Genomic DNA, 11726 nt, shown 5'->3' with positions numbered 1-11726 from the left:
TCGCCCTCGCTGCCACCGTCATATTCTGGCTTTGATCTGTGAGTCCTGAGCCTAGAGGGAAGCGACCGCCCACACCGCTTGCCGGAGCCGGCCGACTTCATCGCGCCCCGCGCGATGGCCGCCAGGAACGGCGCAGCCGGTCCCCCGCGTCAATGATCGTCACGCCAAGGGCGACGAGACGGTGCGCAGCACCGGCTCGGTAGAGCGCAGCGGAATAGAGCATGACCGCGCGGAACGTGTGGGGACGCCCAGTTCGTTACGGAACCTATTGAAGCGTAATGGGAAAACTTGTTCGGCGCATCAAGGAATAGCCTCTTGCGATTCGGGACAAGCCGGTACAGCATGCGAGTCGATGGTGAGGCGGGCCGTCACAAGAAAGGTCCGTCATGTCGTACAACTCACGCATTTTCATGACTGTCGCCGTCCCAGAGGATGGCGTTCCCCTATGCGTCGGAAATTCATCGTGTCGTGCGCCGCGCGAATATCCATTCGTTGGTATGGCCAAGGTGCCGCCGGCCTGCTCCGTGCGGTCTCTCGTGCCCGCGCATGCCCGCTATCGCCTGTATTTACCGCCTTGATTACGCTGTTCTATTCCCCTGCTTGGCTGGCTCGTGCGGAGCGGAGGCTGGCCATCAACATTTTGTCACGAGAGGGATCGAACAACCGTTAATCAATGGAACAACCCCAATGTCCAATGTCGAACGTATCATTCGTCTGAAAACCGTTCTCGCCCGCACCGGGCTTTCCCGATCCACCCTCTATCGCAAGATCGCGGAGGGCAGCTTCCCCCGGCAGGTGCCGATCAGCGTCCATGGCGCGGGCTGGCACGAATCCGCCGTCAGTCGCTGGATCGCCGACCCGCGAACCTATCGGAAGGAGGGAGGCGCGCCGCGTTGAGCGGTTGCAAAATCGGTCTCCTTTGCCTATATCGGTTGGACTACTCCCCCGGTTGGCTTCGGCCGCCGGGCGCACGGCGGGCGAAAGCCCGCCGTTGCTCTTTTTCCTGAACCGTTGATCTTCTTGGACGATGCCCTTGGAAACTCACGTCTACATCGACGGCTTCAATCTCTATTACGGCCTGCTGAAGGGCACACCCTACAAATGGCTCGATCTCGAACGCTTTTGCGATCAGTTGCTGCCGAAGAACACCATCCGCAAGATCTGCTATTTCACCGCCAAAGTGGATGCCCGGTCCCACGATCCCGATCAGCCGACACGGCAGCAGGCCTATCTGCACGCCTTGGCGACCTTGCCGCGTGTAGAGGTGCATCTGGGCAATTTCATGAGTTCCGTCATCAGTCAGGTGGTTGTCGATACCGATCCTGTCACCGGGCGTTATTTGCGAACAGGTGGAAAACCGGTGCTCAAGGTTGATCCGGCCACGGGGGCGCCGGAAAAGGTCTGGACCTATAAGTCGGAGGAGAAAGGGTCGGACGTCAACCTCGCGGCGCACCTGCTGCGTGATGCCTATCAAGGCAATTGCGCCTGTGCCGTCATCATCTCCAATGACTCCGACCTCCTGACGCCGATCCGCATGGCAAAGGCCGACTGTGGGCTGAAGATCGGGCTTGTTCCGCCTCGTCCCAAAGGCAGCGTCGAACTCAAACGACTCGCGGATTTCAAGGTCGATCCGCGTACCCACTGGCTGGCATCGTCGCAACTTCCCGATCCGGTTCCATCGGGGAGCGCCCTCATCCACAAGCCAGTCAATTGGTAGCGGGCTAACGATCGTTCAGATGCGCCGACGAAAACTGGCTATCAACGACCGGTTCTACGACATGTGCAACAATGGGGTCGTGGCTGAAAGGCAGGCAATATCAGGAGCATGGTTCCCCATCCTTCATGGAAGGTTCATCGACCGACGCTATGCCGGTTTTCGTCACTCCAAGCCCCCCGGAGTGACACCCCAAATTTTCGACCTCGCCGTTGAGCTTTGCTCCGGCGAGGTTCTTTTTGCCTGGTCTTCGTCGATAACAGCAGGTGAGCGTACATCATTTCGCCCATTGAATCTTCTATGGGTGAGCCGCTGGAAAGCGGAAGGAATGGAAACGCGCCCGCTCCTATATCTGGTAGGAATTAAACGCAGCAGGAGGGGCATATGGCTTTGGAAATCGCAACGGCCTTAATCGGGTTGGCAGGGGCAATGATTGGTGGCGGAATTTCGGGGCTGACGACAATTCTCGTCGCCAGCGGCGAACGCGAGAAATATCGGCGAGAACGACCATGGGAGTTGAGGCGCGAAGCTTATACCAAGATCATCGGCGCGCTGGATCGGGCGCTGGCGATCACGGCGCATATCAATGACGGCTATGGTGGCGATCCGCATAGCTGGGATGCAAGCGAAGCAAATGCAAAAGCCCAGGCGCAAATGATTGAGCACTTCCACATTGCGCGGATCGAGTTTCATGCGAACCGACTCATGTTGTCGCCAGCCTTCGTTGCCAAATATGAGGAAATGAATCAGGTATTGGGCGAAGCGAACAATCCGAATTTGCTCCCGCCGGAGAGCGCTGGGATGGCCGTCGCAGCCATGAGGCGGGTTGTCCCCGACATGGAGGCGCTGGCCAAGCAGGAACTTGGCGTCGATTTTTAGCAAATTTCACAAGCATATTTACGGATGAAGCTCCGTCCTATGGCGATTTGGCCGCACGCAAATTGAGGAGTTCAACTTGATTTTTTCCAGGCGCGCGCTTCAAAGGATGCTGAAACAGCTGCGGCCAATCATGACATCCAAGGCCTATGCCCAACTCGTCAAAAGGCTTAACGAGCCAGGTCCGGGGCGCTTACCGGCGGTTTGGGAAGCTACCGTCATGGGCCAGCTTGCGGTTATGGGAACACTCGCCATTGAAACCAAACTTCCGAACGGCAAGCGACCTGATATCCATTTCGCGGCACCGGACGGCTTCGCCTTCATCGCGGATATAACGACGATATCGGACAGAGGCGTGGATCTGCGTAATCCCATCGATCAGTTCAATAAGATCATTGAGGAGGAGAAGGCTGCCCTCGGTCTTCCTATCGGCGGGGTTCAACTGGATGTACGCGAAGAACCCGAGTTGCTGAATAGTGGTGGAAGCCGACGGCGGTTGCGTTTGCCTCCACACGGCGAACTCAGGGATTATGTGCGCACAATCATCATGCCCGAGCTAAAACGCCAGCTTGATGCGAAACAATGGCCTCTCTCATTCGTGGCAGATGATGGCGTGGCCGGCTTCCGGCTCACGATTGCGGAAGGTCCCCATTCTACCGGAAGCTATGGGTGCTACGCGCCGCCAACTGTCGTTGACGTGAACCCACTTTATCACAAGCTGAAGGAGAAGGCGGAGGAGCAATTGCGGGACGTGCCCGATCTGGCGGGAATTATCGCCTGTGATGGTGATTGCGCCGCAATGACCAGCGACAAACGGCATGGTGCCGTTGGTACCGATCAGATTGTCCAGCATTTCCTCAAAAACTTTCCCCATATCGGCTTCGTCATGGTCCTGACCATCAAGGCTGAACAAATGGGCTGGATGCAGGGTCGAAAAGAGACGCTGACTCTCCAGAGCCATGTCTGGACGCGGCCGGATATCTCCCCCCGGCTCAAAGAGATATTGGTTGAACTTGCGACTAAGCTACCGACGCCAATCAATTCGGCCACCAATGGCGCCTATAGGGCGGTGGAAAGCGGATATGGTCGCGGGCATGGGGTTTTCGGAATGTCGCCACCAACCGGGATCAAGATCGGCGCACGCCATCTGATGGAACTGCTTTCTGGCCGACGTACGGTCGAAGAATTTAACCGTGAAATGAATTTCCGCAGTTCCATCGAACCTGCGGATCCATCCGAGCGCAACATGTTCCCGAACCCCTTCGAATCGGCTCTAGCTGCGGGCCGCTTGCCGATACAAATCACGGTTGAAGAAACGGGTGAAAACGGTCGAGATAATGTACTGCAGATCGAATTCGGTGATCCCGATCCGGCAATTTCGCCATTTTGTTGATTGGGCGCCAGCACAGACCCTCGTAGGTTTCGCTCTTCTTCGACCGATGAGCGTTGTCCGCTTCAACGTCCAAAGCGGTGTATCCCTCGCGATGGTGCCGACGTCCCGAATATAAATGGCTGCCGCCAATCTGCCCAGCATTGAACTTCCTTCTTTATATGTCCGAATTGGGGGGATGAATTCAGAACCATCGTGGTGCGTTGCTACGCTGGACAGCTATCACGTGCAGGATATGATGCACATGGAAGCGGGGGCCTCCACTGCGGCCTGGCGGTGAGACGGAGGGGCAATTGCAATCGGAAGATATTGAGGCACTCCTCAATGGTGCAGAGGAAACCGATACGTTGGAATTCAAGGCTGCGGTAGCCTGGGATCGGAACCTCTTTGTGAAAGATATTCTCGCGATGGCGAATGTCATTGACGGTGGAAGAATCGTTGTTGGGGTGGAAGATCAAACATTTCAGCGTCAAGGACTTACACCAGGGCAACTCGCATCCTACCGCATTGATGAAATGAGAGACGGTATCGCGCCATTTGCAGACCCCCGCGCTATATTTCGAATGGATGCCGTGGCTGACCTTCAGGGACGGTGGTACGTCGTGATTGAGGTAAGCTCGTTCGAAGACGTTCCGGTTATTTGTCGTCGCGATGGTGCCGATGTCCGTGCCGGAACAATCTATTTTCGCGGCCGGACCCGCAGGCCAGAAAGTGCGCCGGTATCAAATAGCGCCGATATGCGTGACATGGTCGAACGGGCGGCCGCGCTAAGTGCCCGTCGATTGCGTCGAATTGGCTTCGTTCCAGATTTACCTGCTGGTCCTGACTATGATGCAGAATTGGGAGGTTTGTGATGAAGGACGGATTGCTTGAGCGAATTCGAGAGGAAGGACACTGGCGCGTCGTTCTCCGTCCGCTCCTCCCGCTGAAAGAGCGCTTGTCTTTCCAGCAATGCGCAGCGGAGGTCGAGCGCGCACGCGTGTCGATTCGCGGATGGGACTACCCACACATGAGCCGCCGACAGGATGAGCAAGGCGGTGAAGATCGTGGCGCTGACTATCTCGAAAATTGGTGCGATTGGCACACTCAGGTCGAGTTCTGGCGCATGTACCGCAGCGGGCAGTTCCTGTCATATAATGCGCTTGACGATGATCTAGAGGATAACCCCGGGCGTCACGGTGGCGACCGCTATTTGAACGTTATAGGGGCGATCTATACCATTACCGAGTTTGCCGAGTTTGCGCACCGACTCGCGATCGGTGGCCTATATTCTGAAGGTTTTAGTTTGGTAGTGGCTCTGAGGAATGCAAGTGGCCGCCACCTCCAGGCTGGTCGGGGCCGGATGCCTTTCCTCGACGCGCAGAGGACGCAAGCAGACACAATATCGATCGAGCGTCGGTTGGAAAGCAGCATGATCGAGGAGGGAGCCATCCCAATTTCCCTCTCGATTCTCCTCGAGTTGTTCGACAACTTCGGATGGAATCCAGGCGCAAACCAAATTCGAGCCGATCAGGAAGCATTTTATCGGCGCGAATGGCGATAGCTGACTTCTTCAAGCTTCAGCTTTCGGGAACTTGCCCTTTATCACCTTCGCGCCATCGCGCAGGAAATCGATATGGTCGGACCAGTGCTGCATCATGCGCACGCGCTCGTCCCAATATTCCCCACGGGTATAGGCGCGGCGCACGGCATTATTGTCGCAATGGGCAAGCTGCCGTTCAATGGCGTCGGGATGCCATAGCCCCATTTCGTTGAGCAGTGTCGCGGCCATGGCCCGGAAGCCATGGCCGGTCATCTCATCCTGGGCGAAACCCATGCGGCGCAAGGCGGCGTTGATGGTGTTTTCCGACATGGGCCGCTCGACCGAACGCAGGGACGGGAAGAGGAAGCGGCTATAGTCCGCGTCATGCTCGATGGTCTGGAGAATGGCGAGCGCCTGAAGGGAAAGGGGGATGGTATGCGCTCTGCGCATCTTGGTCTTGTGCGGCGGGATGGTCCAGAGCGCCTTGTCGAAATCGAAGTCAGCCCATTCGGCATGGCGCAGTTCGCCTGGGCGAACGAACACATGAGGAAGCAGGCATAGCGCGGCCCTGGTGTTGACATGCCCCTCGAACGCCTCGATGGCGCGCAGCAATCCGCCCGCCTCATGGGCACCGGTGATCGCGGCGCGATGGACAGGCTGAGGCGCAATCAGCGCGCCACGCAGGTCCGCCGCCACATCACGCTCCGCCCGCGCCGTGGCGATGGCGTAGCGGAATATCTGACTGCACGTGCTGCGCAGGCGCTTGGCTGTCTCATATTTGCCTTTGCCCTCCATCTTGCGGAGCATCACCAGAAGCTCCTGTGCCGTGATCGAGGCAATGGGCCGTCTGCCGATGGAGGCGTTAATGAAATCCAGCAGCCAGCGCAGCTTCTTCATGGTCGCGGCGGAACGGTTCTCGCGCTCGACCTTCACCAGCCATTCGTCAGCCACCGCCTTGAAGCTGTTGGAGGCCGCCACGGTGGCGGCGATGCGATCCAGCTTGATTCGTTCGCCGGGGGTCTTCGCCCCGTGCCAGCAGCTTGCGGGCAGCGTCGCGCTGTTCGCGGGCGTCGGCGAGGCCGGTGTCGGGGTACACGCCGAAAGCCAGGGTCTTCTGCTTGCCGAGATGGCGATAGTTCATCCGCCAGTAGCGGCCACCCTTGGGCGTGACGAACAGGAACAAGCCGTCACTGTCTGTGAGCTTATAGGGCTTCTCGCGGCCCTTGGCCGCCTTGATGGCAACGGCGGTCAACTCCATGATGGTATCTCCCACGAGGGGAGCGAACCGCTACCATCAGATCTACCATAGAATTGCTGGTATAGGGTGGTATCCAGTCGCTCCGTGTGGAACGATCATACCGCAGAAAATCCGCAGAAAACAGCCATTTACGATACGTGATGGCACCTTCCGAGACAGGAAGGTGGTGACCCCTACGGGAATCGAACCCGTGTTTCAGCCGTGAGAGGGCCGCGTCCTGACCGCTAGACGAAGGGGCCTTGCATCGCGCTGGGCGACGGGCAGGGGGACGCCTTTAGGTGGACGTCGGGGTTGCGTCAAGAAAAACTGCACAGCCGAAATGCGCCCAATAAAAAAACCACCCCATGCATTCGCATGGGGTGGCCAAGGTTCAGGGAGGAGACGCCTCCTAAGGGGGAGGCGCCCATACGACACACCCGAAAGGGGGGCAGGTGCGCCGTACGTTCAGTAAATAGAGAAGGTCGCGCGGAGTTTCAAGTGGCTTCGTGCAACCTTTTTCCCTAAATATTTGTCATATAACGGTTAATTCCCCGTTCAGGCCTCTGTGGGCTGGGGAATGGCGATCGGTCCCTTGCCCTGCGACACCTGAGACTCGAAAACTTCGCGCATCAGCTGGAGCGAGAAGAGGTGGGCGTAGATCAGCGGCAGCATGCCGTTTTGGCTGATCTTGCGCAGCTGGTCGCCGCGCATGTCGCGCAGCTTTTCCTCATTCACCATGCGGAAGCCGCGATAGACGAAGGGCTGCTCATTGCCGGGCACCTGGATGGCGACTTCGCCGTCCATGAGGAGGTCCAGTTCCTTCAGATCCTTCATGAACTGGCCGGTGCGGGCGGCGGCCTGTTCGAAATCCTCGCAGAATTTGAGGACGCCCTGGGTCAGTTCGCTGGGCTTGCCGTCCTCGAACAGCGGCTGGCCTTCCTCGAACTCGCCGATGGCGTCGCTGGTGGGGTCGAAGCAGAGCGACAGTTCGTCGCTGTCCGGGCGCAGCTTCGCGAGCATCCAGGGATAGCGCCGGACATAGGCCGGGACATAGGCCGGGCCACGCAGCTTGCCTTCATCGTCGAGGAAGGTGTTGACGCCTTCGTTGAGGCCCATCAGCGCCAGCGGAACCGCCTCTTCGCCGGCCGAAAAGATGATCGGCACGAAGCGCTGAGCGGCGACGAATTCATCGACGGTCAGGGGGATGGCGTGCTGCGTGGTCAGGAACGGCGCCGAATCCACGGAGCGGCTGCGATAGGCGGCGTGATCGACGCTGCTCAAGGGAATGAGGTCGTTGTAGAAGACGGGAAGGCCGTTCGCGGGCGCGCTTGCCATGATGTGCTAGTCCATTTCCAACAATAAAGCGGCGCATTTTCCTTGCGCCGCCGGGCCTGATACTGGGCCGAGGGGGATAATGCCCTTGGGCGCGGGAGGCAATCGCTTTGTCGTCGCGCGGTGGCTTGAGCGGGGCTGCCGTCAGCCTTCTTCCGGACGAGGGATCAGCTTGTCCGGATTCATGATGCCCTGGGGGTCGAAGGCGGCCTTGATCGCGCGCAGGGCGTGGAGGCGCGCGGGGCTGGCGAGGCGGCCGAGTTCGGCGCGCTTCATCTGGCCGATGCCATGTTCGGCGGAGATGGAGCCGCCCGCCGCCGCCACCGCGTTATGGACGAAGGCGTTGATCGCCTGACCCTCCGCCGCGATCCACGCCGGGCCGTCGCTCGTCCCCCTGGGCGCGCGGACGTGGAAATGGACATTGCCGTCGCCCAGATGGCCGAAGGAGGAGGCGGTGGTGCCGGGGAAGGTCCTTTCCGCTGCTGCCGCCGCGTCGACCATGAAGGCGGGCATGCGGGCGACGGGGACGCTGATGTCATATTGAAGCGCGGGTCCCTGCGCGCGTTCGGATTCGGAGAGCGATTCGCGGATGCGCCAGAAGGCTTCGGCCTGCGCCTCATTAGCGGCGATGGCGGCGTCGACGGCGATGCCTTGCTCCAATGCTTCGGCCAGTGCATCTTCCAGACATTCGGCAGGGCCGGGTTCGCGCAGGCTGCCATGGTCGATTTCGATCAGCACATGCCAGGGCGTGCGCGTCCCGATCGGGCAGCGGGTACCGGGGATGTGGGAGAGGACGAAGCCGAGGCCGTCGTCGGCGATCACCTCGAATCCTTCGACACTGTCGCCGAGACGCGTTTCGCAGAGGCGGAGCAGGGCAAGCGCTTCGGTGGGCGAGGGGACGCCGACCCAACCGACCGCTCGGGCGACGATGGCGGGCACCAGGCGCAGCGAGGCGGCCGTGACGATGCCCAGCGTGCCTTCGGCGCCGATCAGCAATTGCTTGATGTCATAGCCGCGATTGTCCTTCTTCAACGCATCGAGGCCGTGGAAGACGCTGCCGTCGGGCAGGACTGCCTCGATCCCCTCGACCAGCGCGCGCATCGTGCCGTGGCGCAGGACCTGCGTGCCTCCCGCATTGGTTGAGATCAGGCCGCCGATGGTAGCCGATCCCCTGGCGCCGAGACTGAGCGGAAAGCGGCGGCCTGTTTCCGCGGCCGCTTCGTGCAGATTGGCAAGGATGACGCCTGCTTCGCACAAGGCCAGATTGTCTTGCGGAGACAGGCTGCGGATGCGGTTCATCCGGCGGAGCGACAGGATCAGCGCGGAACCGTCGGCGGGCGGCGTGGCGCCCCCGACCATGGAGGTGTTTCCGCCCTGGGGCACCAGCGGAACGCCGAGTTCCGCCGCCAGCTTGACGGCCGCCGCCACCTGTCCGGTCGAATCCGGCTGGAGGATCGCGACGGCTTTCCCATGATAACGGCCGCGCCAGTCGCTGATCCAGGGAGCGATGTCTTCGGCATCGGTGAGGACGCCCTTCGGTCCAAGAAGGGCCGTGAAGCGAGTGATAACGTCTTGTCCTATCATGGGACTGTCCTATGCCTTGGAATTCATCGACGGTTCAACCTTGGCTCAATAGCGTATGCGTCCCAAAAGGGGTTCGACTTGCTTTATTCCGTTCTGCTGCTGTTGACTGCGCCAGCCGCTGAGCCCGTGCAATGGGCGCAGCTAACGATCGAGCAGCGCGTGATCATTCGCGTGCCGATAGCGAAAAAGGGCCGTGCCCCGGCGCGTCCCGCGCCCGAAGCGCGCAATGGCTGGAAGGAGAAGAAAGGTCCGCGCTGTATCGCGCTGCGCTCGATTCGGTCGGCAAGCATCATTGCGGACAATGCCATAGATTTGTTGCTGGCGGACAATCATCGCTATCGGGCGAGGCTGGAGCGCGGATGCAACAGCGTGGGTTTCTACTCGGGCTTCTATGTCGAGCCGGATGATGACGGCTCGCTTTGTTCGGGGCGGGATGAATTGCAGGCGCGCAGTGGCGCGGCTTGCGCGATCGAGAGTTTCCGGCGTTTGGAGCAGGCCGACCCCGAAGATTAACGTCTGGACGAGCCTTTGACGGCGCGATTTCCTTGACAAAGAGCCGATATTTCCGCAAGGCGCGCGCGATTTCCGTTTAGGCGTAGTAGCGCGGCGGAGAGCCTCCAGCTCCGGACAACTGAATGACTTTTGCCGATCTCGGCCTTTCCGACGAATTATTGAAGGCCATTAGCGAGGCCGGATATGACACGCCTACGCCGATTCAGGCGCAGGCGATCCCGCCCGTGCTGATGATGAAGGACATTATCGGCATCGCACAGACCGGGACGGGCAAGACGGCCAGTTTCGTGCTGCCGATGATCGACATTCTCGCTCATGGGCGCGCGCGCGCGCTGATGCCGCGATCGCTGATTCTGGAGCCGACGCGGGAACTCGCCGCGCAGGTGGCGGAGAATTTCGAGAAATACGGCAAACATCACAAGCTCTCCATGGCGCTGCTGATCGGTGGCGTGCAGATGGGCGATCAGGTGAAGGCGCTGGAAAAGGGCGTCGACGTGCTGATCGCGACGCCGGGCCGGTTGATGGACCTGTTCGGGCGGGGCAAGATATTGCTCAACGGCTGCAACATGCTGGTGATCGACGAAGCCGATCGGATGCTCGACATGGGCTTCATTCCGGATATCGAGGAAATCTGCACCAAGCTGCCCGCCCAGAGGCAGACGCTGTTGTTTTCCGCGACCATGCCGCCGGTCATCAAGAAGCTGGCGGACCGGTTCCTCAGCAATCCCAAGTCGATCGAGGTGGCGCGGCCGGCGACGGCCTCTACCAATATCACCCAGCGACTGGTGAAGGTCGATTCGCGCAAGAAGCGGGAGGCTTTGCGCGCGATGCTGGAGGCGGAGGATGTGCTGAGCGCGGTCATCTTCTGCAACCGCAAGACGACCGTGCGGGATTTGAACAAGAGCCTTCAGCGCCATGGCTTCAAGTCGGGCGAAATCCACGGGGATATCGATCAGTCGGCGCGTATCGCGGAGCTGGAGCGGTTCCGCGCGGGTTCGGTGAACATATTGGTGGCGTCCGACGTGGCGGCGCGCGGGCTGGACATCAAGGGCGTCAGCCATGTGTTCAACTTCGACGCGCCCTGGCATCCGGATGACTATGTCCATCGCATCGGCCGCACCGGCCGCGCGGGGGCAAAGGGGGTCGCCTATACCTTCGTGACGTCGGACGACGCCGAAGCGATCGACAATATCCAGAAGCTGATCAAGCAGAAGATCGAGATGATCGATGCGCCCGCTCCGGCCGAGAAGGCGAAGGATGAACCGCGCAGGGCGGACAGGGATCGCAGGAGCGATCGCAAGGACGACAAGCGCCGGGACGATCGCCGGCGTGAGGAGCAGCCTCGCGCGGCGCGGCATGACGGCAATGGCGCCGGCCCGCGTCGGCCCGCGCCGGTCGACGATGGCCCGGACGAGGGCTGGAACGGGCCGGTGCCGGAATTTCTGTCGGTGGGATTCGGGGCTTAAGGGCAGTTTTGGGCCAATTGTAGCCGTTAAGCGCGCCGTGTTCCTGCGAAGGCAGGAACCCAGTCCCGCCCTCGCCTCGTCATCGCAACGTT

The 11726-nt window shown here is 60.1% G+C and carries 10 protein-coding genes, 1 tRNA gene and 1 pseudogene; 8 read left to right on the top strand and 4 right to left on the bottom strand.

Annotation, left to right across the window (positions count from 1 at the left end):
- Window positions 1-687: 687 nt before the first annotated feature.
- From RUH75_RS22140 to RUH75_RS22115, 6 genes are all read left to right on the top strand, one after another.
- A complete protein-coding gene (locus RUH75_RS22140; RefSeq protein WP_313809360.1) occupies window positions 688-897 on the top strand; it encodes an AlpA family phage regulatory protein in 210 nt (69 codons plus the stop codon).
- Window positions 898-1027: 130 nt separating this feature from the next.
- On the top strand, window positions 1028-1717 hold the full coding sequence (locus RUH75_RS22135) for an NYN domain-containing protein (RefSeq protein WP_313809359.1): 690 nt from the start codon (window positions 1028-1030) through the stop codon (window positions 1715-1717).
- A gap of 381 nt (window positions 1718-2098) precedes the next feature.
- On the top strand, window positions 2099-2593 hold the full coding sequence (locus RUH75_RS22130) for a hypothetical protein (protein ID WP_313809358.1): 495 nt from the start codon (window positions 2099-2101) through the stop codon (window positions 2591-2593).
- A 106-nt stretch (window positions 2594-2699) separates the two neighbouring features.
- The gene (locus RUH75_RS22125; RefSeq protein ID WP_313809357.1) at window positions 2700-3983 is read left to right on the top strand and encodes a hypothetical protein; all 1284 of its coding nucleotides are present in this window, start codon (window positions 2700-2702) and stop codon (window positions 3981-3983) included.
- 290 nt (window positions 3984-4273) lie between these two features.
- Window positions 4274-4834, top strand: coding sequence for an ATP-binding protein (locus RUH75_RS22120; RefSeq protein WP_313809356.1), 561 nt, complete (start codon window positions 4274-4276; stop codon window positions 4832-4834).
- Window positions 4834-5523: a hypothetical protein gene (locus tag RUH75_RS22115; RefSeq protein ID WP_313809355.1), complete on the top strand. Its 690-nt coding sequence runs from the start codon at window positions 4834-4836 to the stop codon at window positions 5521-5523. Before RUH75_RS22120 ends, RUH75_RS22115 begins: the two co-directional genes overlap by 1 nt.
- A 9-nt stretch (window positions 5524-5532) precedes the next feature.
- On the opposite strand, the pseudogene RUH75_RS22110 reads toward RUH75_RS22115, so the two are convergent.
- The 4 genes and pseudogenes from RUH75_RS22110 to RUH75_RS22095 form a co-directional block, all read right to left on the bottom strand.
- Window positions 5533-6760: pseudogene (locus tag RUH75_RS22110) on the bottom strand (tyrosine-type recombinase/integrase).
- Window positions 6761-6924: 164 nt separating this feature from the next.
- A tRNA-Glu gene (locus tag RUH75_RS22105) sits at window positions 6925-6999 on the bottom strand.
- Between the two features lie 295 nt (window positions 7000-7294).
- Window positions 7295-8074, bottom strand: coding sequence for a SapC family protein (locus RUH75_RS22100; RefSeq protein WP_313809354.1), 780 nt, complete (start codon window positions 8072-8074; stop codon window positions 7295-7297).
- A gap of 141 nt (window positions 8075-8215) precedes the next feature.
- The gene (locus tag RUH75_RS22095; protein ID WP_313809353.1) at window positions 8216-9655 is read right to left on the bottom strand and encodes an FAD-binding oxidoreductase; all 1440 of its coding nucleotides are present in this window, start codon (window positions 9653-9655) and stop codon (window positions 8216-8218) included.
- Window positions 9656-9733: 78 nt separating this feature from the next.
- Between RUH75_RS22095 and RUH75_RS22090 the strand changes: the two genes are divergently transcribed.
- Together RUH75_RS22090 and RUH75_RS22085 are read left to right on the top strand one after the other, a co-directional pair.
- A complete protein-coding gene (locus tag RUH75_RS22090) occupies window positions 9734-10168 on the top strand; it encodes a hypothetical protein (RefSeq protein WP_313809352.1) in 435 nt (144 codons plus the stop codon).
- 122 nt (window positions 10169-10290) lie between these two features.
- On the top strand, window positions 10291-11634 hold the full coding sequence (locus RUH75_RS22085; protein ID WP_313809351.1) for a DEAD/DEAH box helicase: 1344 nt from the start codon (window positions 10291-10293) through the stop codon (window positions 11632-11634).
- Window positions 11635-11726 lie beyond the last annotated feature (92 nt).

Source organism: Sphingobium sp. (assembly GCF_032153725.1).
GTDB lineage: Bacteria > Pseudomonadota > Alphaproteobacteria > Sphingomonadales > Sphingomonadaceae > Sphingobium.
The sequence above is the reverse complement of the archived record's forward strand: the minus strand, read 5'-3'. Positions and strand labels throughout refer to the sequence as shown.

Bases quoted from the DNA above. Each gene is read 5' to 3' on its own strand.
- RUH75_RS22140 (WP_313809360.1), top strand. From the start codon at position 688: ATGTCCAATGTCGAACGTATCATTCGTCTGAAAACCGTTCTCGCCCGC.
- RUH75_RS22135 (WP_313809359.1), top strand. From the start codon at position 1,028: ATGCCCTTGGAAACTCACGTCTACATCGACGGCTTCAATCTCTATTAC.
- RUH75_RS22130 (WP_313809358.1), top strand. From the start codon at position 2,099: ATGGCTTTGGAAATCGCAACGGCCTTAATCGGGTTGGCAGGGGCAATG.
- RUH75_RS22125 (WP_313809357.1), top strand. From the start codon at position 2,700: ATGCTGAAACAGCTGCGGCCAATCATGACATCCAAGGCCTATGCCCAA.
- RUH75_RS22115 (WP_313809355.1), top strand. From the start codon at position 4,834: ATGAAGGACGGATTGCTTGAGCGAATTCGAGAGGAAGGACACTGGCGC.
- RUH75_RS22100 (WP_313809354.1), bottom strand. From the start codon at position 8,074: ATGGCAAGCGCGCCCGCGAACGGCCTTCCCGTCTTCTACAACGACCTC.
- RUH75_RS22095 (WP_313809353.1), bottom strand. From the start codon at position 9,655: ATGATAGGACAAGACGTTATCACTCGCTTCACGGCCCTTCTTGGACCG.
- RUH75_RS22085 (WP_313809351.1), top strand. From the start codon at position 10,291: ATGACTTTTGCCGATCTCGGCCTTTCCGACGAATTATTGAAGGCCATT.